This is a genomic window from Pseudomonas sp. SWRI22, from assembly GCF_014268395.2.
Classification (GTDB): Bacteria; Pseudomonadota; Gammaproteobacteria; order Pseudomonadales; family Pseudomonadaceae; genus Aquipseudomonas; species Aquipseudomonas paracarnis.
On record NZ_JABWQK020000001.1, the window covers coordinates 2,071,444 to 2,094,517 of the forward strand.

The 23,074-nt window shown below is 55.5% G+C and carries 24 protein-coding genes and 1 pseudogene; 22 read left to right on the top strand and 3 right to left on the bottom strand.

Annotated features, from left to right (window positions below):
• Positions 1 to 168: 168 nt before the first annotated feature.
• The 7 genes from HU730_RS09115 (at position 169) to HU730_RS09145 (ending at position 7,860) form a co-directional block, all read left to right on the top strand.
• Positions 169 to 1,830 (top strand): GMC family oxidoreductase N-terminal domain-containing protein, encoded by a 1,662-nt coding sequence (locus HU730_RS09115; RefSeq protein WP_003192627.1) that lies wholly within the window; start codon positions 169 to 171, stop codon positions 1,828 to 1,830.
• Positions 1,817 to 4,249 carry an alpha/beta hydrolase fold domain-containing protein gene (locus tag HU730_RS09120; protein WP_186526940.1) on the top strand — a complete coding sequence of 811 codons (2,433 nt, stop codon included), beginning with the start codon at positions 1,817 to 1,819 and terminating at the stop codon, positions 4,247 to 4,249. The genes HU730_RS09115 and HU730_RS09120 overlap by 14 nt, the downstream gene beginning before the upstream one ends.
• Positions 4,246 to 5,091, top strand: coding sequence for an SDR family NAD(P)-dependent oxidoreductase (locus HU730_RS09125; RefSeq protein WP_015371099.1), 846 nt, complete (start codon positions 4,246 to 4,248; stop codon positions 5,089 to 5,091). The genes HU730_RS09120 and HU730_RS09125 overlap by 4 nt, the downstream gene beginning before the upstream one ends.
• Positions 5,092 to 5,238: 147 nt before the next feature.
• Positions 5,239 to 5,685, top strand: coding sequence for a GNAT family N-acetyltransferase (locus HU730_RS09130; protein ID WP_186526941.1), 447 nt, complete (start codon positions 5,239 to 5,241; stop codon positions 5,683 to 5,685).
• Positions 5,686 to 5,802: 117 nt separating this feature from the next.
• A complete protein-coding gene (locus HU730_RS09135) occupies positions 5,803 to 6,876 on the top strand; it encodes an FAD-binding oxidoreductase (protein WP_186526942.1) in 1,074 nt (357 codons plus the stop codon).
• Between the two features lie 183 nt (positions 6,877 to 7,059).
• Positions 7,060 to 7,416, top strand: coding sequence for a hypothetical protein (locus HU730_RS09140; RefSeq protein ID WP_003192646.1), 357 nt, complete (start codon positions 7,060 to 7,062; stop codon positions 7,414 to 7,416).
• Positions 7,417 to 7,575: 159 nt separating this feature from the next.
• Positions 7,576 to 7,860 (top strand): hypothetical protein, encoded by a 285-nt coding sequence (locus HU730_RS09145; RefSeq protein ID WP_032900782.1) that lies wholly within the window; start codon positions 7,576 to 7,578, stop codon positions 7,858 to 7,860.
• 504 nt (positions 7,861 to 8,364) lie between these two features.
• Here the strand turns inward: HU730_RS09145 and HU730_RS26660 are convergent.
• From HU730_RS26660 to HU730_RS09155, 3 genes and pseudogenes are all read right to left on the bottom strand, one after another.
• Positions 8,365 to 8,645: pseudogene (locus HU730_RS26660) on the bottom strand (hypothetical protein); the annotation flags it as partial.
• Positions 8,646 to 8,661: 16 nt separating this feature from the next.
• Positions 8,662 to 9,270, bottom strand: a complete 609-nt coding sequence (locus HU730_RS09150) for an alpha/beta fold hydrolase (RefSeq protein ID WP_003192641.1) — start codon at positions 9,268 to 9,270, stop codon at positions 8,662 to 8,664.
• Between the two features lie 837 nt (positions 9,271 to 10,107).
• The gene (locus HU730_RS09155; RefSeq protein WP_003192639.1) at positions 10,108 to 10,746 is read right to left on the bottom strand and encodes a TetR/AcrR family transcriptional regulator; all 639 of its coding nucleotides are present in this window, start codon (positions 10,744 to 10,746) and stop codon (positions 10,108 to 10,110) included.
• A 116-nt stretch (positions 10,747 to 10,862) separates the two neighbouring features.
• On the opposite strand from HU730_RS09155, the gene HU730_RS09160 reads away from it, so the two are divergent.
• The 15 genes from HU730_RS09160 to HU730_RS09230 all read left to right on the top strand — a co-directional run bounded on the left by HU730_RS09160 (position 10,863) and on the right by HU730_RS09230 (position 22,989).
• Complete coding sequence (locus HU730_RS09160) at positions 10,863 to 12,413, top strand: MFS transporter (protein ID WP_003192637.1); 1,551 nt, start codon at positions 10,863 to 10,865, stop codon at positions 12,411 to 12,413.
• A gap of 80 nt (positions 12,414 to 12,493) precedes the next feature.
• On the top strand, positions 12,494 to 13,096 hold the full coding sequence (locus tag HU730_RS09165; RefSeq protein ID WP_003192635.1) for a hypothetical protein: 603 nt from the start codon (positions 12,494 to 12,496) through the stop codon (positions 13,094 to 13,096).
• Between the two features lie 29 nt (positions 13,097 to 13,125).
• On the top strand, positions 13,126 to 13,434 hold the full coding sequence (locus tag HU730_RS09170) for a hypothetical protein (RefSeq protein ID WP_015885952.1): 309 nt from the start codon (positions 13,126 to 13,128) through the stop codon (positions 13,432 to 13,434).
• A 440-nt stretch (positions 13,435 to 13,874) separates the two neighbouring features.
• Positions 13,875 to 14,186 (top strand): hypothetical protein, encoded by a 312-nt coding sequence (locus tag HU730_RS09175; protein WP_186526943.1) that lies wholly within the window; start codon positions 13,875 to 13,877, stop codon positions 14,184 to 14,186.
• Between the two features lie 151 nt (positions 14,187 to 14,337).
• Positions 14,338 to 14,652, top strand: a complete 315-nt coding sequence (locus tag HU730_RS09180; RefSeq protein WP_346345349.1) for an RAQPRD family integrative conjugative element protein — start codon at positions 14,338 to 14,340, stop codon at positions 14,650 to 14,652.
• Positions 14,649 to 14,888, top strand: a complete 240-nt coding sequence (locus HU730_RS09185) for a TIGR03758 family integrating conjugative element protein (RefSeq protein WP_032877922.1) — start codon at positions 14,649 to 14,651, stop codon at positions 14,886 to 14,888. Before HU730_RS09180 ends, HU730_RS09185 begins: the two co-directional genes overlap by 4 nt.
• Positions 14,889 to 14,906: 18 nt before the next feature.
• Positions 14,907 to 15,245, top strand: coding sequence for a TIGR03745 family integrating conjugative element membrane protein (locus HU730_RS09190; protein WP_008437401.1), 339 nt, complete (start codon positions 14,907 to 14,909; stop codon positions 15,243 to 15,245).
• A gap of 13 nt (positions 15,246 to 15,258) precedes the next feature.
• The gene (locus HU730_RS09195; protein WP_186526945.1) at positions 15,259 to 15,639 is read left to right on the top strand and encodes a TIGR03750 family conjugal transfer protein; all 381 of its coding nucleotides are present in this window, start codon (positions 15,259 to 15,261) and stop codon (positions 15,637 to 15,639) included.
• Positions 15,636 to 16,289: a PFL_4703 family integrating conjugative element protein gene (locus HU730_RS09200; RefSeq protein ID WP_065935692.1), complete on the top strand. Its 654-nt coding sequence runs from the start codon at positions 15,636 to 15,638 to the stop codon at positions 16,287 to 16,289. The genes HU730_RS09195 and HU730_RS09200 overlap by 4 nt, the downstream gene beginning before the upstream one ends.
• On the top strand, positions 16,289 to 17,191 hold the full coding sequence (locus tag HU730_RS09205; protein WP_186526946.1) for a TIGR03749 family integrating conjugative element protein: 903 nt from the start codon (positions 16,289 to 16,291) through the stop codon (positions 17,189 to 17,191). The genes HU730_RS09200 and HU730_RS09205 overlap by 1 nt, the downstream gene beginning before the upstream one ends.
• Complete coding sequence (locus HU730_RS09210; protein ID WP_186526947.1) at positions 17,181 to 18,671, top strand: TIGR03752 family integrating conjugative element protein; 1,491 nt, start codon at positions 17,181 to 17,183, stop codon at positions 18,669 to 18,671. The genes HU730_RS09205 and HU730_RS09210 overlap by 11 nt, the downstream gene beginning before the upstream one ends.
• Entirely contained in the window at positions 18,649 to 19,077 is a 429-nt protein-coding gene (locus HU730_RS09215; protein ID WP_008437412.1) for a TIGR03751 family conjugal transfer lipoprotein, read from the top strand. The genes HU730_RS09210 and HU730_RS09215 overlap by 23 nt, the downstream gene beginning before the upstream one ends.
• The gene (locus HU730_RS09220) at positions 19,077 to 22,037 is read left to right on the top strand and encodes a conjugative transfer ATPase (protein ID WP_186526948.1); all 2,961 of its coding nucleotides are present in this window, start codon (positions 19,077 to 19,079) and stop codon (positions 22,035 to 22,037) included. The genes HU730_RS09215 and HU730_RS09220 overlap by 1 nt, the downstream gene beginning before the upstream one ends.
• Entirely contained in the window at positions 22,034 to 22,330 is a 297-nt protein-coding gene (locus tag HU730_RS09225) for a hypothetical protein (RefSeq protein ID WP_186526949.1), read from the top strand. Before HU730_RS09220 ends, HU730_RS09225 begins: the two co-directional genes overlap by 4 nt.
• Entirely contained in the window at positions 22,327 to 22,989 is a 663-nt protein-coding gene (locus tag HU730_RS09230) for a DsbA family protein (protein ID WP_186526950.1), read from the top strand. Before HU730_RS09225 ends, HU730_RS09230 begins: the two co-directional genes overlap by 4 nt.
• Positions 22,990 to 23,074: the final 85 nt, after the last annotated feature.

Genomic DNA, 23,074 nt, shown 5'->3' on the forward strand with positions numbered 1-23,074 from the left:
GTAGTTGTCCCGTTGCAGCATTCGGATCTTTAACAAGGCGCGTCACCATTGAGTCGCACGGTTCGCCGTTCCAACAACAATAAAAGGTCACCGCAGCGCCTGGTCAAGCCAGGTCGCGCGTTTGCGAAGCCGCAAACGCCGCTCTGCCTTGCCCAAGGAATAACAACCATGAAAAAGACTTTCGATTTCATTGTCGTCGGCGGAGGTTCCGCTGGTTGCGTGGCGGCCGGACGGTTGTCCGAAGATCCGGACACCAGCGTCTGCTTGCTGGAAGCGGGAGGGGAGGGACGGTCCAGTCTGGTCCGTATTCCTGCTGCGACAGTGGCCATGGTACCGACCAAGGTGAACAACTGGGCCTTCGACACTGTTGCGCAGGCCGCGCTGCTAGGACGTACGGGGTATCAGCCGCGAGGCAAGACGTTGGGCGGCTCTTCGTCGATCAACGCCATGATTTACGTGCGTGGGCATCAGTGGGATTACGACCATTGGGCTTCTCTGGGCAATCCTGGCTGGGGGTACAAGGACGTCTTGCCGTATTTCCTGCGCAGTGAGCATAACGAGCGCCTTGATGATGCCTGGCACGGCAGAGACGGGCCGCTATGGGTCAGCGATTTGCGCTCCGACAACCCCTTTCAGCAACGTTTTCTGGAGGCTGCCCGCGAGACCGGGTTGCCGCTCAACGACGACTTTAATGGGGCAGAGCAGGAGGGGGTCGGTGCCTATCAAGTCACGCAAAAACATGGCGAGCGCTACAGTGCGGCACGCGCTTATCTGCTGCCCCACATTGGCGTGCGCGATAACCTGAGCGTTGAAACCCGCGCCCAAGTGCAACGCATTCTGTTCGAAGGTACTCGTGCTGTGGGTGTGGAGGTGTTGCAACACGGACAGGTTTACGTCCTTCGAGCTCGGCGTGAAGTGATCCTTGCCGCAGGTGCGTTCCAGACCCCGCAGTTATTGATGCTCTCCGGCGTGGGGCCGAAGGTGGAGTTGCAGCGCCATGGCATCCCGTTGTTGCACGAACTGCCGGGGGTCGGGCAAAACCTGCAGGATCATCCGGATTTTGTCTTCGTCTACAAGACAAACAGCCTCGACGCCATGGGCGTTTCCCTGGGCGGCTGCCTGAAAATATTGAAGGAGATCTGGAGATTTCGCCAAGAGCGTCGCGGCATGCTCACCTCTAACTTCGCTGAAGGGGGAGCGTTTCTCAAAACCTGCGACACATTAGACAAACCGGATATCCAATTGCATTTTGTCGTTGCCCCGGTCGAAGACCATGCGCGTACCTTGCGCATGGGGCACGGGTTATCGTGCCACGTCTGTCTATTACGCCCGCGTAGTCGCGGCAGCGTTACGTTGGCGAGTAACGATCCACAAGCGGCACCGCTGATCGATCCGGCGTTTCTGAAAGATCCGCAGGATCTCGAAGACATGGTCGCGGCATTCAAACTCACCCGTCGTCTGATGCAGGCTCCTTCACTGGCCAAGTGGATCACACGGACCCTGTACACCGAAGGGGTCGAAACCGATGAGCAGATTCGCACTCTGCTGCGTGAGCGCACCGATAGCGTCTATCACCCCGTGGGCACGTGCCGAATGGGCGATGATCCATTGGCCGTGGTCGACGCTCAACTGCGCGTACACGGCTTGCAAGCTCTGCGCATCGTCGACGCATCAATTATGCCGACCCTGATTGGCGGCAACACCAATGCGCCTACGATCATGATCGCCGAGAAGGCCGTGGACTTGATTCGTGGTCTCCCGCAGACGCATTCGTCCGCCCGTTTCGAAAACGCCGTCGCTGCTAAAGAGGTGCCTCATGTCACAGCCTGAAGCGCAAGTCGATAATCAAGCGGACAAGCCCCTGAGCGCCATTATCATCGGTACGGGGTTTGCCGGCATAGGTATGGCCGTGGCCCTTCAAAAGGCAGGGGTGAAGGACTTTCTGATCCTGGAGAAGAAACTCGATGTTGGCGGCGTCTGGAGGGACAACAGTTACCCCGGTGCCGCGTGTGATGTGCCTTCGCATTTGTACTCGTTCTCGTTCGAACCGAACCCGGAATGGAGCCGGGTGTTCGCACCCCAGGCCGAAATTCATGCCTATCTGCGTCGTTGCACAGAGAAGTACGGGTTGCATCCCTCCATTCGTTTTGGCGCTGAAGTGTTGTCCGCTGAATTCGATGAAGCCAACTCGCTCTGGCGTGTGATTCTAAAAGACGGCCAGGTGCTGAGTGCTTCCCTGTTGATCAGTGGTACCGGCCAGCTCAGCCGTCCGGCATTCCCCGCGCTGTCGGGTATGGAGCGCTTCAAGGGCCATGTGTTCCATTCAGCGACCTGGGACCATGATTATCCGTTGGCCGGTAAGCGGGTGGCGGTGGTCGGTACCGGTGCGTCGGCGATTCAGTTCGTACCGGCGATTGCCGCAACTGTCGGGCACCTGAAAGTCTTCCAGCGTTCGCCGGCGCACCTGATGCCACGGCCGGACCGCGCCTACTCCGAAAGGGAAAAGTCGCTTTTTCTCAGAATGCCGGGGTTTATGCGCGCCTACCGCGCTCTAATCTATCTGCGCTACGAATCACGCGCGCTGGCCTTCACCCGTTTCAAAGGCCTGATGAAGTGGGCGGTGGGGGTCCCGTTTCGTCGATTACTGGCCGAGCAAGTGCGCGATCCGTCGTTGCGACAGAAGTTGACGCCGGATTATCCGTACGGCTGCAAACGTATTCTACTGTCCAGCGAGTACTTCAAGACCATGAGCCGGTCCAATGTGGAGCTGGTGACGCAGGGAATTGCGCGGGTCAACGAGAGCGGTATTGAGACCGTTGACGGTGAGCGACATGAGGTGGACGCGATCATCTACGGCACCGGTTTTGCGGCAACCAAGTTCCTGGCGCCGATGCGTATCGTCGGACGTGGGGGGGTGGACCTGAACTATGCCTGGCGCAATGGTACGCGTGCCTATCTTGGGTTGACTGTGCCCGAGTTTCCGAACTTCTTCATGTTGTACGGACCGAACACCAATTTGGGGCACAACTCAATCGTTTATATGCTGGAGAGTCAGATTTCTCATGTCATGCGTTGCTGGCGTATGCTCAAGGACACGGGTGCCAATACTGTCGAAGTTGATTCGAGCGTGTATCAACGCTTCCACAGGCGTACTCAGCAGCGCCTGGCCGCTACGGTATGGAGCGGCTGCAAAAGCTGGTACGTCGATGCCTCCGGTAATAACAGCACTAACTGGCCGGGTTTCACACTCAGCTATCGCGGGTTAACTCGTTTTTCAGGCTTGCACACCTATCGTTTCAGCCGTCCGTTCGACGGTGGTTCGACCATAGCAGCCCCCACGGGGCTAAAGGAAAAGCTGAGTGCTGGGTTCTTAAGGCTGTTTTTGCGCACCACATTCCGTTCACTGATCGGTCCGGGCTTGAGCGCTGCGGCGCAGCGTAAAGTGGTGCGCGTGTTGTCGGCATTGATGCCGGGTACGCAAGGTGTGTTTCAGTATCGTCAATTGGTCAATAGCGTACCGGTGCAAGTAGTTGCTCCTAAGCAAGGCGAAAACGGTGGGGTGATCCTGTATTTGCACGGTGGGGCGTTTTGTGTGGGGTCGCCGCATACTCACTGGAGCATTACAAGCCGTCTTGCCAGGAGCTCGGGTATGTCGGTGTGGGTGGTTGATTATCGATTGGCACCGGAGAATCCGTGTCCTGCGGGGCTCGATGATGCGTTGCTCTGCTACGAGGCGCTGAGGGCTCAGGGCTATACACCCTCACGGATTTTCCTGGCGGGTGATTCAGCCGGAGCTTCGTTGGCGCTGTGCCTGGCGCTAAAACTACGCGACATATACGTTCGCTTTGCCGGCGCGCTGTTATTGATGTCGCCGATGGTCGACCCACGTCTTAGCGGCACCTCTATGTCCTCGCGCAAAAAGCAAGATCCGATGATCAGTCGAGGCTGGCTGGAGCAGGGGTTGAGGTGGTATGCCGGTGAGCTGATGGAGCAGCCGCTGCAGGTCAGCCTGAAAGGGCTACCGCCGATGATGGTTCAGGTCGGCGACGATGAGTTGCTGCTGTCCGACTCCACTCGCTTAGCCGAGCACGCCATCTGTAGCGGAGTCGATTGTCGTGTGGAGATCTACATGACGCGGTGGCACGTCTTTCAATTGCAAGCGTTCTACCTGCGTTCAGCTGCAAATGCGCTACAGGCCATAGGCAGTTTTGCGCAGGGGCAACTGCCCCGCTCAGGAGAGCAGCAATGAAACCCTACGTGCTCAACGGCCGCGTGGTGGCTATCACGGGCGGTGCCGGCGGCCTTGGGTTGGCTCTGGCCAAGGCGCTTCGCGCCAAAGGCGCCCGGATCGCGCTGCTTGACCTCGATGGCGCGGTTGTAGATGAGAAGGCTCGTGAGCTGGGCGGAACCGATGTCGCAGCTGGCTGGCAAGCAGATGTCTGTTCTCTGGATAGCGTCGAAACAGCCATGGCTTCGGTCGTTCAGCATTTTGGCGGAATCGATGTGGTGATTGCCGGCGCAGGCATCTACGTCGTCGACTCCATGGCCACTATGGAACCTCGTCTATTCGAGCGCCACACCGACATCAACCTCAATGGTGTCTTCCGTACGTTCCGTGCGGTGCTGCCTTACGTGAAGGAGCGTAAGGGCTATCTCATGGCGATCTCATCAATGGCTGCATTCATCCATGGCCCGCTCAGCGGTCACTATGCGGCTAGCAAGGCGGGGGTCTGGGCGCTGTGCGACAGTGTCCGACTTGAGGTACGTCATCTTGGGGTCGGCGTAGGATGCGTGCACCCGACATTTTTCAGGACCCCAATGATGGATGCTGTACAAGCTGATCCAGTCGGGAACAAGGTCTGGGGCGGAAACGAGAGGGGGCTATGGAAAATGATTGGACTCGATGATGTCATCGTCAGCATCGTCAAGGGTATCGAGCGTCGTTGTGACACTGTGATTATTCCCAAGCGCAATACTTTAGTTGCATGGTTGCCAGGCATATTTCGCCGTGTGGTCGAAGCAGTCGGCTTCAAGGATGCGGATATTGTCGAGACCATCCGACTCGCCCAGCAAGCACGCGGCGGAAAATAGGAAAGCTTAATTTCCTCTTGACCCCAACCAATATCTTGATACCAATGACTGCTGATGGCCGGTGTCTGCCATTCGCATCGCTCATAGCAAGCGCCCAGCGCACCCTCGATCAGCCAAAAAGGAATCACACCGAATCAGGGACGATGAATGAAACCATTCGAAATTCAACACATTACGTATCTTCCGGCGGAAGTTCTTACTTTGGAGAAAGAGGCAATTGCAGAAGGGTTCAGATTTCTGACGCGTCTGATTTCGGAATGGCATTCAGGAAAGAATCGCTTCAACGCGCCCGGTGAATGTCTCATGGCTGCGTATTTGAACCAGCAAGTGATAGGAATCGGAGGGCTATCAGTTGATCCCTATAATCAGCCCAATACCGCAAGGCTACGGCGAGTGTACGTGGCGCCTGCGGCAAGAAATCAACATGTCGGTCACGCGCTGGTGAAGGCGTTGGTTGCACACGCCGCTCTTCACTTTCAGAAGGTGCGTCTTTCCACCGATACTTCTGCAGGCAATGCGTTTTACCTGCGCTGCGGCTTCATGCGAACAGAAGATGTCCATGCCACCCACCTCATGGAGCTGCTCAATCCCTGACCCGCCGGCTTTCGGCCAGGAGCAAACACTCAAAAAGCGTGCTGAACGATCAGGCTGTCATGTCATGAAATCATCCCGCTGTCGTACCATCCGCACATCGACAGAGCGGAGGTTGATATGGGAAATGGTCAGGGCAAACGAGTCGTTGTCATTGGTGCAGGCATCGTTGGCGCGTCATTGGCGTATCACTTGGCAGGTAAAGGCGCGAATGTCACCTTGGTAGAGGCTGAAGATATAGCTTCGGGAGTAACGGGCGCCTCATTCGCTTGGCTCAATACCTCACCCCCCGACCCTGACCCAATTGCGCAACTTCGCGTTTCTGCCATCAGGGAGTACCGCCTACTCGAAACGCAGCTGCCTGGTCTGGAGATACGATGGACAGGTGCCTTGTCTTACAGCGTGACGGCGATTGGAGCGCTGCCGATCTCAGGTCATCAAGCTTTGGCAAAGCTGGTGTCTCGATCGCAGATTCTAGACCTGGAACCAAATCTCAAAAACCCTCCGCTGTCTGCGATATATGCGGCTGAAGAAGGAGCGCTGGACGCAGTGGCGGCTACGTATGCGTTGATCGCAGGTGCTCAGGCGCATGGGGCGCGGATTCTCACTCAGACGCGAGTGCTCGGTTTTGTAACCCAGAGTGCAACGGTGACCGGAGTGAAAACAACAATGGGCATCATCGATGCCGATATTGTCGTACTGGCAGCCGGAACAGGCATCACGAAGCTGACAGACATGCTTGGAGTGTCCCTGCCAATAGAGGCCTCGCCTGCTGTTTTCATCCGTTACAAGTCACAACCCAACCTCGTGCACACCCTCATCTCCAGCCCTGAAATGGAAGTCAGGCAAGGTTCGGATGGTGCGTTGCTGGCGGCAGAAGATTACCTAGGCGACGCCATGGAAAATCAGCCGGCAGCGATAGCGCTTCGAACGGCCAAGACAATTCAGGATGAACTCCATGGTGTTGTTTCCATACATCCGGAACAGGCTAGCGTCGGACTCAGGCCCATGCCTGCCGATGGCATCCCCATCATTGGCTATCTACCAAAAGTGGATGGCGTCTACGTTTGTGCAATGCACCCTGGCGTTACGTTGGCGGCGATAGTAGGACGCCTGGCCAGCGAAGAGATTATCGATGACAAGGCGTCCAGTGCCCTTTGCTCATGCCGGCCCGACCGTTTTTTTCAAGCGTAGGGGATTCTCTTGTGGGGCAGCAATCGGCCAAAAGCTGACGTCACCCAAGCCGCTTCCGCTAACGTCGGACGGTCAGCCTGGGTGGCCGCGCTAACAAATGGTTATATGATCTGCCTACTAAATGAGAGCCGATTCAGGCCTATGCTTCTTCAACAACCACCTGTATGAAAAGAGCACGGCACGATGATAAATGATTCAGATTTGGCCGAAATGATTCCTTCCGCGCTAACAGGTGTAACTGTCGGGATCGGTTCGCAGATCCTGCTTTTTGGCGATATGGCTAGCGTGTTAATTCAGTGCCCATTCGCTTGTGATATCAATAGGGTATGCAAGTGGGGGCATGGTGAAGATGCTGCCACAAGCCCTTTACTTTTCGACTTTCTAAACCACGATGTAGAAGCTTTTTCAATTGATAGTTTTGGGGTTTTCACCATCACCTTCAGTACGCAAATGATCTTGCAAATCCATCCTGAGAAAAATGGATTGGAGTCTTATGTCGTGAGTACGCGGCACGATATATTTCCCATCTTGGTGTGGTAGCCAGGAACGCGATGGCTATACGACGCGAGCCCCGGCCTCCGCTCTGACTCTGGTTGCTGACACCTGTGGGTCGTCAGCTGCCGGTAGAGATAGGCTGCAACCGACCCTGTGCTGTCGCTTGTACCCCATGCACCACTTGAGCAGTGAAGGAGTCCCTATATGAAAAAGCCCCCCTTGTACCTCTTTGCCAAGGTGCGGTGCATTTGTGAGTATCGCCCCAGTGTTACGGCTATCGTGCTGTTTGGTCTCGAGGTTGAGGGTGAGGACGAACCACCGGTTTATATGGAGATTCGCTTCATTGATTACACCAGCCAGCAGATTGAAGGGGACCATCTGATGCTTTCGCTGGAGGAGGCACTTGAGTACGCTCAAGCTGATTACGGTATCCACCAGACTGATTGGCGTGCGATGAACCAAGAGGAAATTGATCGGATTACATGGTAGCTAGAGCAGCTACCGGGCCTGTTCCTGACTCGGCGTTAAAAGACGAGTGAGAACCGCAACTGATCAAGAGGAGCCCCTTCCGATGATCGCTCGCAAGACGTTGCAGCCCTCAAGGCCTCAGAAGGAATCCGTTTCGGACATTGTAGAGTTCGGTAATTTGACTGCTCGCCTGCCGCTATGAGTCGAATGCCAGATCGCAGCTCGACGTTGCACTTAAAGCTGTCAAGGTTGCCTAATGCCCTAGGCAGCGTCCGATCCGAAACTGCCATTGCGTCTTTTACACGCCGAGACCAGAACGGCTTGGGCTTGGATTCGTTCGAACCTTTCGTGGATGGTTCAGTGCAGAATTTGCGCGATGGTTTGCGCGACAAAAGCCGACCATGCAAAGAGATTCTCCGACGCTTGTTCGCTCTCGCTGAGCCAGTACGTCCTGGCACCCATAAAATATCCCCTGACATTGTTCCGTAAGTGGCAGCCATCGGCTAGGCGTGAATCACACGCCCTTCAGTTAACATCGATGCCAGGATAAAGATCCGCAGGTGGGTGGTAATCGGGATCTTCAAAACGACTATTGTTGTAATGCATTTTGGCAGTAGGCCCCTCGCCTTCGTACGTCACCTCAGAATTGGGAGTCAGATGCCATCCGGTCCCATCTTTGTCGCGTTCGATCAGCGACGGATACAACGTACATGTCCCGCCCGAACCGGATGTCAGCATGATTGGTAATAGCGTCCGGCTTGGAGCGTGAACTTCGCCGAGACATAGCAGTAACGAGTGCGTGTCCCGTGGATACGCCAGCGGCTAAATCTGTGTCTCGTGCCCAAGAAGCCTCGCAATAACCGTACATATTTCTGGAAACTGTACAAATCCCTCGCGGTCGAGAAAATGTCCCCCACCACTAACGACTTCTTGCTCGGCTTTGAGGTTGCGGGACAGTTCGATAGATGCTGCCGGCTCAACAATTGAATCGTTGTCGGAAAACAGCGAGATGATTTTCTGTGTACGACGGCAAACTTCCGCGTGGTCCAGCGGTGCATCTGTGAAGGCGTGTAGCTCTGGCAACGTAGACACCGTTCTATCGAAGCCGGAGACCAGCAAGACTCCGCCAGTTAGGGTGTGTGCGGGTAAGGACAACAAGTGCCGTAGAGCAGCGATGCATCCAAGACTATGCCCTATGAGGATCGTGTTTGTGTCAGCTGCTGGCAGTGATTGCTGCAACGCCAATGCCCATTTTATTGGATCAGGATTGAACGAATCAGGCATAGCTGGAATGCTAACTTGCGCGCCTTGCTCCCGTAGCACCTCCGCCAACCAAGGAAACCAGTTCACATTGGGCGAGGCAGTATAACCATGCACAATTACAACGTGTTTACCGTCATAGCGGTTCGATGTTCTGTTGGCTGCATGCATATTGGGTATCAGAGATCAGCGGATTGATCGGTCGCTGATACTACACTTTCTGCTTTCGGCCGGCGAGGATGTCACAGCTGATAAATTGAGCGATCTGGATGATTCCCTGCAACGCGTGTCGTGGTATGCGTCCAATCGCGGCCATCGGCAATGCGGTTGTAATCTAGGGCTGATGGCAATTCGTGGCCGTCAATGACGACGACTCGTGCTGGTCACTCCGTTGAAAATGGCTGGTCAAATGCGATGCAAACGAGTGGTCAAGTGAGGGCCAATTTCGCATGAGTGACACAAGGCCTGATTTCGGCAAACTCGCCCTGCCGCAAGAAGCGATGCAGTCGTGTTTTTTGCGGCACAGGCGGCAATGGCAATGGATCACTGATTTGGATGTGGCGGATGGCTCCTAGGTGACGTCTGCGCATAAGCAGCTTCCTAGGTATACCGTTGTCGTACGCTTTTCCGATCATGCGAAAATGTCAGCGTAACCGTCCACTTAAGTCAGTCGACCTACCTGTAAAGATCCTAACAAACCAAACCGTCGAGGGCGTGGGTGGCTCACAATCACACTGCGATTTATCGGGCTGGCGAGTTGGAGGGCTGATGGGGTTTTCGCGAGCAAGCTCGCGCCTACAGGCGTGAGATGTCGGGGGGACGTATGCATAGCGCCAGGTCAGCGCCTTTCCAGCCAGGCAAACCTGAGCATTTCATGTGCCCCGGTCGGTTACGAGGCACATGGTAGCTCCCTTCAGCCACCGATATCCTGAGGCAACGCCAAGTAGAACGATAAGGCACCAAAATATACTGGCGAGCGTCTGCTTCTGGCCGAAGCACCGCCTCCGATCAGGCTTGTTTGACGCCGTTGGGTAACATCAGCAGGCAAGCATCAGCAACGGCATGGGCAAACGGGGCGAAGTCCTCGGTATTAGCGGCGATGATGTTATCAGTCGCGCCATGGACGCCCGCATAAATGAGCAATGCCACAACGTTCGGATGTTCTGGCGCCCAATTGCCGGCCAGCTTGCCCCCTTCAATAATCGCAAGCAATTGCTCGAGAATAGCGTTCTTCGAGCCGTTGGCACGATCATGATGGTGGTGGTTCACGTAGACGATATCGTGGATACGATATGTCTTGACGTAGGTTTCGATGTTGGCGTGAATCCAGGCGCGAAGACGCTCTTCCCAGTCATCGGCAGCGCAGCGCGCCATTGCATTGTCCAGGCTGAGCATGAAGCGCTCGGTATAGCGCACGGCCAGAGCGTCAAGCATTTCGTTCTTGGAAGAAAAGTAGTGATAAAACGTGCCCTTGGCCACTTGAGCTGACTCAACGATCTCGTTGATCGTGGTGGCCTCGACCCCCTGAGCTAGAAAAAGCTTCTCGGCTGCCGCCATCAGTTCATCCAGACGTACTTCGGCGGGTTTGGTCCGGGGCTTGGGAGCACGTTCTGTCGCCGGAGCTTTTACGGGGGCTTTGGTTTTCATCGTCTCGTTTCAAACAATTCGTCAAAGGAAATCAGTGTAAAGGAGGGAACCAATCGAGGTGGGAAAAAGTTGGAATGATCCATTGACCGACGGTCAGTCGGCAAATATCATGAGGCATGAACATTGATCGCTCCGCCTCAGATAACCCGGTCACCCGCCGCTTTCCCCGCGTAGCGGCGCTATGTGCAGCCTACCTCGGCACGTTTCTCGCTACGCTGGATATCAGCGTCGTGAACGTGGCACTACCGACACTGCAAGACGCGTTGCAAACGGATATTTCCGGTCTTCAATGGGTCGTCAATGCATACACGATCTGTTTGTCAGCCTTCATGCTGTCTTCGGGGCCAATCGCCGATCGTTATGGGCATAAGCGGGCCTGGCTGGCAGGTGTAGGGGTGTTTACTGTCGGCTCAGCAGTTTGCGCTATGGCATCCAACCTGGATTTACTGCTGTTCGGGAGGGCGGTGCAGGGAGTCGCCGGTGCGCTTCTGATCCCGGGTGCCCTGCCAATTCTCAGCCATGCATTTCCAGACGCTGAAGAGCGTGCTCACGTCATTGGTGGCTGGTCGGCGTTCAGCGCATTGGCGCTTATCCTGGGGCCATTGCTGGGTGGCTTGTTGCTCCATGGCATAGGTTGGCAGAGTATTTTTGTTATCAACCTGCCTCTTGGGATGATTGCCATAGGCCTGGGCATCTGGGGGATCAGGGAGCACAAACAGCAAGCGCGCACAGCGCTGGATCCGGCAGGGCAAGTGCTCAGCGTCGTGTGTCTTGCCAGCCTGACTTATGGGCTCATCAGTATCGGCCAGCCGGGCTTGAACTCTTTGATACCCATAGCGGCGCTGGCAGTTGCCCTGGTGGTGTTTATTTTGTTTATGTTTGTAGAGCGGTGTGTAGATCGACCGTTATTGCCACTTTCGCTGTTTCGCAGGCGTTCGTTTGCCGTGGTCAACCTGGCCTCTTTTACCCTGGGTTTTTCGTACTACAGCTGCCTGTTCTTCTTCTCGATCTATTTACAGACGATTCAAGGCTTGTCAGTGGTTGAAACGGGTTGGCGAATGATGCCGCAGTTTCTGGTCACCGGCTGCGTGTCGATTTTGTACGGGCGCTTGAGCGCAGTGATGACATCGCGAAGACTTCTGGTGGCCGGTTATGGCGTGACGGCGCTGGCGATGTCTACCATGGTGACCTTCACAGCACATACCCCTTATTGGATTGTGGGCACCCTGTTCGGGCTTCTGGGGCTCGGAGCCGGTCTCGCAGTACCTGCCACCAGCATGGCGGTTATGACCGCCGCACCGATTGATCGTATGGGGGTGGCCTCTACCACGATGAACGCGTTGCGTCAGATGGGCATGACAATCGGCGTCGCCTTTTTGGGCACGCTCATGAGCAGCGAGGCGTCACGAGTGCTAGCTGCCGCGCTGCGTGATCAAGGGGTAGCCAAAGCGCCTGAGATTGCGCGGTATGTGATTGCTCATGGTATGGCATCAAGTGACTCGCTGATTGTTTCTACACTTTTTGTTCCCGCGATGGAGCACGGGTTTCATGTGGCAATGATGGTTTCCGGGCTCGCCTGTGCACTGGTGGCCCTGATGCTGTTAATCACCTCTTTTGAGGCCGACACCTTGCCATCGCCCCCACCGAAACACACAGATGGCGGCTGACTTTGCTTCAGAGTGGAGCCAGCCTTGAAATTCACCTGCAGTTCTGTGGTCTGTACAACAATCCCGTAAAGGACTGTTTTATGTCTATTCGCCGTACCCTCTGTTTCCTGACGCTGCCGTTGTTCGCAGGTTGCCAGTATTTGCCCCACACCAACTACTTCACCGCGCCCGAAAACGAGCCCAATCCTGCCTGGGTACGTATCGTCGACTACACGCAACATGCCGAAGTTTACCAATACGAAAACGGTAAACGTTCGGGCGGCGCTGTTCGCACCGGCCTCCTGCCGTTCACCCATACACAAGACGTGGGCATGCCCAAGGCAGGGCAAGACCTCACATGGGACTATTACGAAACGCGGATCCGACCCGGTATCGAAACGCAGGTGGATCTTTTCTGGGAGGGGTCACGCACTCGCTCCTGCCACATCTCGACGAAGTTTACTCCCCAAGCCGGACTCTATTACCAGTTCAGGCTGACATCCGGCTCATCAGGCAGCTGTAGGGTGTACGCATCGCTGATTGAGCGCGACACAGAAGGAAACGGTTGGCATCTCACGCCGAATCCGCAGGTGACCTACAACGGTGATGGACCGACGGCCCAAACCTATTACCAGAACAGTAGGTTTGAGGACCCCGATTATCATCCACCTGAAGCTCTGTATCCGGGTATGGACATTTACTAGACAGGTGCACGACTACAAGGAATCGTTAATTGGCTAGCGCGAAATACTTCCGAACGCTCGGCGAGCGAGCCTCAGAAGATGTGTTCGCATGGGCGGCATTTGTCGCGCAAACAGAATTCCAGTGGAAAGACACAGCGTCAGTCCAGGACGCCGTCGCCTGGCAGCGTATTTGGTTCGAGCTTGAAATACTCAACGGGCTTGCGTTGGCGCATTGGGAGGATGAGGGAAAGCCTATTAACTGGTCGAGCCGCTGGAATACCGACTATCGACAAGAAGCGGCGGCCCTGGCGAATGACTTGCTGGAGCTTTTGTGCGATGCAGAATCATCTGGAGGCTGAACCATCACGCTGGTCTCACGCAAAGTGCCCAGAAGTCGGATTGCGGCGAACAACGACCCGACGGTCAGCTCAATAGGCATCTAAACCGCTCTTCAGGGAGTTTCTCTGCAAAAATCGCGTCGGCTTTCAGCAGCACACCCTCAAATATGCCAGCTTATCCATCCCCATCCGCGCGCTTGTGCAATAGAGCATTTTATAAACCGCTCACACCGTATTGTTCCTCACTGCGTTGATGCTCTTTTGGCTGATACTGCGCGTAGAGGTTGTAGAGTGATCACGGGATGACTGCTTCTGGCCGATTTCTGCCGTGCGTGACGGGCAGCTATCGAACATCTCCAGCCAAACCTCTGAAATCACGCGCTTAGCGACAAACTATTTCAGATTGCTGGCACGCGCTCATTATTGAAACCCTGATAGCTCTGCACATCGAGGACGTCGCCATGGGCCATCAGAAATTTGAATACCACACTGAGTTCTCTCCCTTTCAGTACGTTGTCAGAACCGAAAAGCCCTTCATGTTCAAGTCCGAAGAGCCCACCACTGAACCCGACACCCAGGGTTTTCTGGAAGATTCTGAACGTCAAAACCGCCTTGCTCAATTAGGCAGCGAAGGCTGGGAGCTGGTCAGCGTGCAGCCCGTGGTCAAAGGAGAAGTCAAGGTTGGCAATCAAAACGCCCAAGGCTGGGCTTACGGATTCGCCTTGCCCATCGGGTATCTGCTGTTCTTCAAACGCCCTATCCACTGCGATTGATGATGTCAGTACCGCCAGAAGAAATCCTTACAGTCCTGAATATGGTTTTCTTGCGGCGACCATAGCTTGATCACGGCAAGCTGACGGCATCAGGAATGACTAGAGCCCAGCCGTGATCCAGTACCCGCGTCTCACTGCACTCACTCGCCGAATTGCCTTGCCAGGTCTCATCGTACTTATCGGATGCAGTCTGCCTGTCTCTCATGCGGCCGCTGCTTCAGCCTCTGAACAGGCCAACTTGGACGTGATGATCCGCCAGTTAAATGCCTTGGAGGACGCCGCACGTCGTAGCGCTCAAGTGGCCGACGAACCTGGCAAGCGTTACTTCTTCGATTACCAGCGCCTAGCAGGTGATATCGCCCGAATTCGTCATGGGTTGGAGGGCTATCTCACCCCAACCCGAGCCCAGCCTCGTGATCCTGTTGAGCTGTCAGGCCAATACACGACAGAAGGACGCAAGCCATGAGCATGAGCGGCGCTCAGGCTGCTGCGTTCCAAGCGGCGGGAGGATTCCCTGCCTCGACGAGCTACCTGTTTTTCGTCGGCGTCGCTGTTGCCATCATCTTTATGTGGGGCGCCTGGGCTATCTGGAGCTGCTACCGAGGATGGGCCACTGGCAACCTTGATCGAACGATTGCCTCGACCTCGGTCGTCCGCATCCTACTGCTTTGCATGATCCTCACCACATTTGTTCTTAGTTGACCCTATGGGAGATACACCATGACTTCTTTCTTGAAACCAGGCCGCATGCTGATCGGGTTGCTTGCTCTTCCCCAACTGGCCATGGCGGCTCTTCCGCAGTCTCAGCCTCCTACCCGGGGGGAAGGCTCTAACTTGATGCAAACCATGCAGAACTACGCCTTTGACGGTTTTACTTTGCTTGGCCTCATCATCTGCGCCGTCATTTTCAGTGGCGTTGCTTGGCATGCCTTCGGCACCTACCACGAAATTCAACTTGGCAAGAAAAAATGGGGAGATCTGGGGGCGACAGCCGCCGTTGGCGTCGCCATCCTCGGTGTCGCCATTTTCCTGGTCACCAAGGCTTCAAATATTCTTTAAAAGAGCCTTGGCCATGACAGAACTCTCAGACGATGGGACCCTGATTTTCCTCCCTGTGCGATTGAACAATCAGCCAGTCATCATGGGCGGCCTTACCGCTGACGAAATGTGGGCCACCTTGGCGTTGAGTACCGGCGCAGGGCTGTTGATCGGAATTCCGGCCGCGATATTGACCCAGATTTGGGCACTTATCATCGGCGCAGCCATGCTCTGTGCAGTCTTTGGGCTGTTTCTTGCCAGTCGTTTCTTGCGTCGATGGAAACGCGGCCGACCTGATACATGGCTATACCGCCAGATGCAATTGGACATCGCACGGTTTTTTCCGACCTGGAATAAAGCCCTGCTGATCACACGTACAGGTGCGTGGACCTGCCATCGAACGGAGGTTCAATGACTTACCGTAAAAAGGTGGACGCCCAGTTGGCCCACATCAACAGCCTGCGCATGGTCATTGGCCTGCTCGTTGCCCTGGGTCTGTACATGGCTTATGGCTGGCAGAGCGCACCGCGTGACCTGACTGTTCATGTACCTCCAGATCTGCGCTCAGGTAGCACCCGCAAATGGTGGGATATTCCACCTGAGACGGTATACGCCTTCGGACTGTACATTTTTCAGCAGATGAACCGCTGGCCCGTAGACGGTGAAACCGACTACGAGGACAACATTACCCGCTTGGAAAGCTACCTAACTCCCAGCTGCAAAGCCTACTTGCAGAAAGATTTCGAGCTACGCCGCAATAGCGGGGAACTGCGCAAACGTGAGCGGGGTGTATTTGAAATTCCAGGCAGAGGCCTCGACGATAAGTCTGAGCAACATATTGAACAGCACAGCATCAATGACTGGACCGTCAACCTGGATATCACCGCTGACGAGCACTACGGCGGGGAGCGCGTAAAGCGGGCATTAGCTCGCTATCCGTTAAGAATTATCCGATTCGACGTCGATCCCGAAAAAAACCCCTTCGGCCTGGCCTGGGACTGTTATAGCAGTAATCCACAACGCATCGAAGTCTCCGAAGAAACGACCAGAGCAGGAGGCAAATGATGACACGCCGCCTACTGATCATCGGGCTCTTAGCCCTTCACTTCTGCGGGTTGGCCAACGCCGTCGAAATCCTGCGCTGGGATCGTATCCCTATAGCACTGCCCTTGATCGTGGGTCAGGAGCGTATTGTCTTTGTGGACCAAAACGTACGAGTGGGTGTGCCTCGTAACCTCGTCGACAAACTGCGCGTGCAGAGCACCGGTGGTGCCCTCTACCTGTTGGCGAAAGAGCCGATTGAACCGACTCGCTTACAGCTGCAGATCATGAACTCCGGTGAGATCATGCTAGTGGATATCATCGCAACGGTAGGGAAACCGAATCAGGTCGCATCCGAGCCGGCTAAAATTGTAGCCGGGGACAGTCGCGCCCCGCGTTACGGCCAAGTCAACGCCAAACCTCCAAGCAACCATGCAACTTCTTCCACGGCCCAAGCCCGCGCTCAAGCCGAGGAGGATGAGGACGCGCCGAAACCGCGTCGTGAGACCCCACTTCCGGTGGTCATGACGCGATATGCCGCACAGATGCTTTACGCGCCCCTACGCACCGTTGAGCCCGTGGAGGGGATTGCTCAGATCAATCTGAAGCACGGTTTGGACCTCACCACCCTACTGCCGACATTGCCGATCGAAGCCTCTGCGTTGGGGTCGTGGCGGTTAGACGAGTATTGGGTCACGGCGGTGAAGCTACGTAACACAAGCGCCCAAAACCTCACATTGGATCCACGTGACCTGATGGGTGACTTTGTCACCGCGACTTTTCAGCATCCCTACCTTGGCGCCAAAGGTGATTCCAGCGACACCTCGACGGTCTACCTGGTGACCCGTGGCCATGGTCTAGCCGAATCGTTATTGCCGGCGGCCATCAGCCAGATCGACCCGAAGGGAGCCCGCCGTGAGGAATAACCCTTTGATTAAATTCCTGGTCATCCCGTTCGCGATCCTTGCAATTTTCGTAGTGGTTAAATTGTTCAGCCGCGGCGGTGCGGAACAGCAGGCTCGTGCACCAGAAACAATCGTGCTCAGTACGAATGAGGCAAAGAAGCTGGGGGTTGACGGTGATACGCCTGGCGACACATTGCGCACCATTGTTGTGGAAAGCCGGCAGCTCAAGGACCAAGTCTCCAATGCTTTGAAGAACAATGACGAGCTAAAGCAACAGAACATCGAGCTGCAAAAACGCCTGCAGAACATCGACCTCAACGTTGATAACAAACTGCAGAACGTTCAGCAAACGATGAAGCAGGAGGCGCAACAACAGAGCCAAACCCTCTTGGACACACTGCAGCAGCAGTACAATACCCTGAGCAGCAAATCGGGCAGTGGCAATGATTCTGGATCTGATTTGCCGATCGGCTTCGGCGTTCAGCCAGGTGACGGTCAAGGCTTCAAAGGCGGACCTGGCGCGGACGTTGTTTGGATAGAGCCGCAGGACGCAACGCCGGTCGATGTCAACGGCAAGCCCATCGCTGCAGGGTCAAATCAAACGGCAAGCGGTTTCAACTTCCCGACCTCTTTTGGCGAGTCCGTGGACCGAGGACAAAATGCACTGCGCACGGGCGCTCAAAGTGTTGCGAATGAAATCTCGCCACAGGAGGCCCGCAAACCGGTGCGTAAGGTCTATACCTTGCCGCAGAACTCGACATTGATGGGTTCGGTGGCCATGTCCGCGCTGATCGGCCGGGTGCCCATTGACGGCACTGTCAACGACCCCTACCCGTTCAAGGTATTGATCGGGCCGGACAATCTCACGGCCAACGGCATCGACTTGCCCGACGTCGCCGGCGCGGTGGCCAGCGGAACGGCTTCCGGCGATTGGACCCTGTCTTGCGTACGCGGTCAGATCAAAAGCCTGACGTTCGTCTTCAATGACGGCACTGTGCGCACGCTGCCACAACCTCAGGAAGAAACGAATAGCAGTCAAAATAGTAACAATCAGAACAATGGCAACCAAACCACCATTCAGGGTGGCCTGGGCTGGATAAGCGATGCCTATGGCATTCCTTGTATCAGTGGCGACCGCAAAAGCAACGCCTCGCAATACATTGGCTCGCAGGTACTGATTACCGCCGCCGGCGCAGGTGCTGCCTCCCTCATCAAGTCAGATGGAAACAGCGGCTCTTTTATAAACCCTCAGTCCGGGACCATCGGTTCTGTCGGCGGCTCGGGCAGTGAAGCCATGGGCAAAATTATTGGCCAGGGCGTCAATGACGTCTCGAGCTGGGTCAACAAACTCTACGGGCAAGCCTTCGCAGCGGTGTACGTACAACCCGGGGCAAAGATAGCTGTGCACCTGGACCAGCAACTGACCATCGATTACGAACTCAATGGCCGCAAGGTCAACTATCGCTCAGGAGCCCGTCATGTTTCGACTGCGCTTGACTAATCATGGCTTAAAACTAGGTGCATACCTGGCCATCGCCCTACTCGCCTCGGCCTGTTCCACCAACAAAGACGAATTGCTCCCCCATGGGGACCGCACAATGATGGACGTTTGGGATCAAGGTTCCAGCGGCTCAAGCAGCTCGAGCAGCCGCCAATTGCTCGATGCACGCCAAGATCTTCGTCGGCCTCTGGAGACGAGGGAAACAGACAACACCATGTTCACACGTACCGCACAAAACGAGATCTACAGCCAATTTAAACGCCTACCCAATCCCGACCTGGTGATGTACGTCTTTCCTCATTTAGCGGGTTCAGACCCGGCACCGATCCCAGGCTACACCACGGTGTTTCCGCTGTATCAGCGGGTGCAATACGCAATGCCTGGCGAACGCACGGAGGCATATTGATGGGGTTTTTTGAACGATTCAAAACGCGACGGGCGAAAGAGCGTGTGGAACCTGGCGTAACACCAAGTTCGCCGTTATCTGACGATGTGCAGGGACCAGCAACCGAGACGTTTGAGGCTGCGACAGAGCGTTACTACGAACGCCTTGCTGCCATGGGTATTCCCTCGCCGAGCGATTGGCGTAACCCAAAGAAAAAGCCAGCCACAACCGCTGATGCTGACCGTCTATACGACGTCAACCCCTCGTTTGTAGACCTACTGCCCTGGGTGGATTACCTGCCTGCAGAAAAAGCCATGCTATTGGAAGACGGCGTGTCTCGCGCTGCCTTTTTTGAGCTGACACCGATTGGTACCGAAGGTCGGGATCCCGAATGGTTACGCAAGGCCCGCGACGCCCTGGAAAACGCCCTCCAGGACTCCTTTGACGAGCTTGAAACCTCACCCTGGGTGGTTCAGCTCTATGCCCAGGACGAAACCAGCTGGGACGATTACCTTCAGCAACTGCATGACTACGTTCAACCACGCGCACAAGGCAGTGCATTCACCGAGCTTTATTTGAAGCTGATGAAGCAACACCTGGAATCCATCTCCAAACCAGGCGGGCTGTTTGAAGACACCAAGGTCAGCCAACTGCCCTGGAGGGGCCAGCAGCGCCGCGTCCGTGTTGTTGTCTACCGTCGTACCCAAGGCGCGCAAGCGGATGTGCGAGGCCAGGCGCCAGGTCCTTACCTGAAAATCATCTGTGATCGCTTGGTGGGCGGCTTGGCGAACGCCGGCATTAAAACCCATCGCATGGATGGCCACGCCATTCGCCATTGGCTGATTCATTGGTTCAATCCTCGTCCCGATCATCTTGGCCCTGCCGACGCAGATATTCGCCGGTTCTACGAATTGGTGTGTAAGCAAGTACCCGCTGCAGAGGGCGAGTTGCCGCTCGCCAGCGGTACCGACTTCTCACAAAACCTGTTTTATCGCGAACCACTGTCAGATATAGAGAAAGGTCTATGGTATTTCGACGGCCTTCCCCACCAGGTGGTGATGCTTGACCGCTTGCGGGATGCTCCCAAGACCGGGCACTTAACCGGTGAAACCCGAAAGGGCGGTGATGCCCTCAACGCGCTGTTCGACAAAATGCCAGAGGACACCATTCTCTGTATCACTCTCGTGATCACCCCGCAGGACATTCTCGAAGGGCATCTGGAACAGCTTTCACGCAAGGCCGTTGGAGACACTCAGGCCTCGATCCTGACACGCGAAGACGTCGCCACCGCCCGTCAGTTGCTAGGGCGCAAGCACAAGCTGTACCGAGGTAGCGTAGCGTTTTACCTGCGGGGTAAAGACGATGCCCAGCTGCACGAACGCAGTTTGCAACTCAGCAGCGCATTGCTGGGTGCGGGCATGGAGCCGGTGGAACCTCGGGATGAAGTGGCACCGCTGAACTCCTACCTTAGATGGCTACCCGGCAACTTCGACCCCAATGCGCGCAAAGCACTGGAGTGGTACGCACAACTGATGTTCGCCCAACATATTGCGAACCTGGCCCCCGTCTGGGGTAGGTCGACCGGAACCGGGCATCCGGGTATTACCCTGTTTAACCGTGGGGGAGCGCCGATAACCTTCGACCCGCTGAACAAGCTGGACCGGCAGATGAACGCGCATTTGTTCATTTTCGGGCCTACTGGTTCAGGTAAATCGGCCAGCGCGACAAACATCCTTAGCCAAATCATTGCGATCTATCGGCCACGTCTGTTCATTGTGGAGGCTGGCAACAGCTTCGGCTTACTCGGTGATTTCGCCAAAAAGTTGGGTTTGACGGTAAACCGGGTTCGACTTGCGCCTGGATCGGGGGTCAGCCTCGCGCCATTCGCTGATGCCGTGAAGCTCATCGAACCCAGCCAAAACGTAAAGATCATCAAAGCTGATGATCTTGAGGCGTCGGACGAACATCTGACTAGCCAGACCGAGGATGAACAACGCGACATCCTGGGCGAGATGGAAATTGCGGCCAGGCTGATGATCACCGGTGGTGAAGAAAAAGAGGATGCCCGTCTTACTCGTGCCGACCGTAGCGCCATTCGGCAATGCATACTGAATGCAGCGAAAAAATGCGTCACGGAACAACGTATCGTTCTGCCGGAAGATATCCGTGAAGCGCTGCGAGAAATGGGACTCGAACCCGGTATTCCAGACGCCCGAAGCACACGATTCTTGGAGATGGCGGAAGCCTTGTCCATGTTCTGTATGGGCACCGAAGGCGACATGTTCAACCGTCCTGGCACCCCATGGCCAGAAGCGGACATTACCATTGTCGACCTGGCCACCTATGCGCGAGAAGGCTATAGCGCACAGATGGCCATCGCTTATATTTCCCTGCTCAACACGGTCAACAACATTGCCGAGCGTGACCAGTTTAAAGGCCGTCCGCTGATCTGCTTCACCGACGAAGGCCACATCCAGTTGAAGGTCCCACTCCTATCCCCCTACTCCGTCAAGATCACCAAAATGTGGCGAAAGCTCGGCGCCTGGTTCTGGATGGCCACCCAGAACGTTGACGACGTGCCGCCAGAAGCCTCAGCCCTACTCAACATGATCGAATGGTGGATGTGCTTAAACATGCCGCCTGATGAGGTGGAGAAGATCGCGCGGTTTCGTGAACTTACTCCTGCACAGAAGTCGATGATGCTGTCAGCGCGTAAAGAAAGCGGCAAATTCACCGAGGGCGTCGTGTTGTCCAAAAGCATGGAAATGTTATTCCGAGCGGTACCACCGAGTTTGTACCTGGCCCTGGCCATGACCGAGCCGGAAGAGAAAAAGCAACGCTTCGACATCATGCAAGCCAAAGGCTGCAGCGAGCTCGATGCCGCCATTGAAGTTGCTGCAACGCTTGACCGCTATCGCGGTATCGAACCTCACATCATTACTTTCCCCGAGCAAGTCACGGCCTTGGAGCGCCAAGCATGAGAGCATTGAATTCTCTGACCCAGAACCTGATTGAAAGTCTGACCCAGCTGCTTGAACAGCCGGGTGAAGACGCCCTTCAAACCCTTGAGGTGTGTGCACCCGTTTTGATAGAGCAACTGCAACAGGTTTTGGTTCGTGCGGTGGATCGTCGTGACATCGAGTCCCAACTTCACGCGGTGTTAGCCAACTGGCTGCGACAGCACCCACAACCCGAGAATGCTGAGAACGCTCTGCTTGAGTCCCTTCGTAAACAAGCGCTTCTTTCATCGAAGCCAGCCCAGGCTCGGGCATGACAGGCCTACGCAAGTATTGGGTGATGCTGGGGTGCGTTTTGGCAGGCACATCGATGGCCTGCTTAGCCCTCACTCGAAGTGAGATACCAGCCCAGCACAACACAGGCCCGTGGTTGTTTGGCCATTCCGAAGCACGCTGGACTGTGACTGAGTTCGCGGACCTGGAGTGTCCCTACTGCAAGACGTACACACCTGCGTTGAAAACCTGGATACAGCAGCAGAAGAACGTAAACCTACAGTGGCATCACCTGCCACTGGATGTGCACGGTTCGGCAGCAGTACACGAAGCCAAGCTCGCTGAATGTGCGGGTGTGCTTGGTGGCGCGCCTGCTTTCTGGCAAGCCATTGACCAAATCTTTGACCGGACCCGTAGTAACGGTCAGGGTTTCAAAGGGGATCTGAACGTTGTTGGTGTTACTAACCAGGCCCTGTTGTCCTGTGCAGCCAACGACAAAGTGATCGCACAGCATGTCGACCAACAGGCCGATGAGGCCATCAAAGCCGGGGTTACGGCCACTCCAACCGTCATAATTAGAGACAACACGACTGGCAGCTCCGTAAAGCTTGAGGGACCAGCTGATGGGGTGTTGTTGTTATCAGCCATTGATTGGCTAGCTCAGAAAAAGGAGCAGCGACACTCTAAAAAATTCGACCGCTAAATCAGACAGCTTTGCGCGCTAAACCAAAGTCATCAAATGCGTAGCGTGTTCCAGTGCTCTCCGGCCCTCATATACCCTTGCGTGG

Coding starts and splice junctions, on each gene's coding strand:
- HU730_RS09190 (WP_008437401.1), top strand. CDS start 14,907: ATGACTTCTTTCTTGAAACCAGGCCGCATGCTGATCGGGTTGCTTGCT.
- HU730_RS09165 (WP_003192635.1), top strand. CDS start 12,494: ATGTCTATTCGCCGTACCCTCTGTTTCCTGACGCTGCCGTTGTTCGCA.
- HU730_RS09215 (WP_008437412.1), top strand. CDS start 18,649: ATGTTTCGACTGCGCTTGACTAATCATGGCTTAAAACTAGGTGCATAC.
- HU730_RS09130 (WP_186526941.1), top strand. CDS start 5,239: ATGAAACCATTCGAAATTCAACACATTACGTATCTTCCGGCGGAAGTT.
- HU730_RS09205 (WP_186526946.1), top strand. CDS start 16,289: ATGACACGCCGCCTACTGATCATCGGGCTCTTAGCCCTTCACTTCTGC.
- HU730_RS09195 (WP_186526945.1), top strand. CDS start 15,259: ATGACAGAACTCTCAGACGATGGGACCCTGATTTTCCTCCCTGTGCGA.
- HU730_RS09150 (WP_003192641.1), bottom strand. CDS start 9,270: ATGCATGCAGCCAACAGAACATCGAACCGCTATGACGGTAAACACGTT.
- HU730_RS09200 (WP_065935692.1), top strand. CDS start 15,636: ATGACTTACCGTAAAAAGGTGGACGCCCAGTTGGCCCACATCAACAGC.
- HU730_RS09145 (WP_032900782.1), top strand. CDS start 7,576: ATGAAAAAGCCCCCCTTGTACCTCTTTGCCAAGGTGCGGTGCATTTGT.
- HU730_RS09115 (WP_003192627.1), top strand. CDS start 169: ATGAAAAAGACTTTCGATTTCATTGTCGTCGGCGGAGGTTCCGCTGGT.
- HU730_RS09140 (WP_003192646.1), top strand. CDS start 7,060: ATGATAAATGATTCAGATTTGGCCGAAATGATTCCTTCCGCGCTAACA.
- HU730_RS09175 (WP_186526943.1), top strand. CDS start 13,875: ATGGGCCATCAGAAATTTGAATACCACACTGAGTTCTCTCCCTTTCAG.
- HU730_RS09120 (WP_186526940.1), top strand. CDS start 1,817: ATGTCACAGCCTGAAGCGCAAGTCGATAATCAAGCGGACAAGCCCCTG.
- HU730_RS09135 (WP_186526942.1), top strand. CDS start 5,803: ATGGGAAATGGTCAGGGCAAACGAGTCGTTGTCATTGGTGCAGGCATC.
- HU730_RS09225 (WP_186526949.1), top strand. CDS start 22,034: ATGAGAGCATTGAATTCTCTGACCCAGAACCTGATTGAAAGTCTGACC.
- HU730_RS09230 (WP_186526950.1), top strand. CDS start 22,327: ATGACAGGCCTACGCAAGTATTGGGTGATGCTGGGGTGCGTTTTGGCA.
- HU730_RS09185 (WP_032877922.1), top strand. CDS start 14,649: ATGAGCATGAGCGGCGCTCAGGCTGCTGCGTTCCAAGCGGCGGGAGGA.
- HU730_RS09220 (WP_186526948.1), top strand. CDS start 19,077: ATGGGGTTTTTTGAACGATTCAAAACGCGACGGGCGAAAGAGCGTGTG.
- HU730_RS09125 (WP_015371099.1), top strand. CDS start 4,246: ATGAAACCCTACGTGCTCAACGGCCGCGTGGTGGCTATCACGGGCGGT.
- HU730_RS09160 (WP_003192637.1), top strand. CDS start 10,863: ATGAACATTGATCGCTCCGCCTCAGATAACCCGGTCACCCGCCGCTTT.
- HU730_RS09155 (WP_003192639.1), bottom strand. CDS start 10,746: ATGAAAACCAAAGCCCCCGTAAAAGCTCCGGCGACAGAACGTGCTCCC.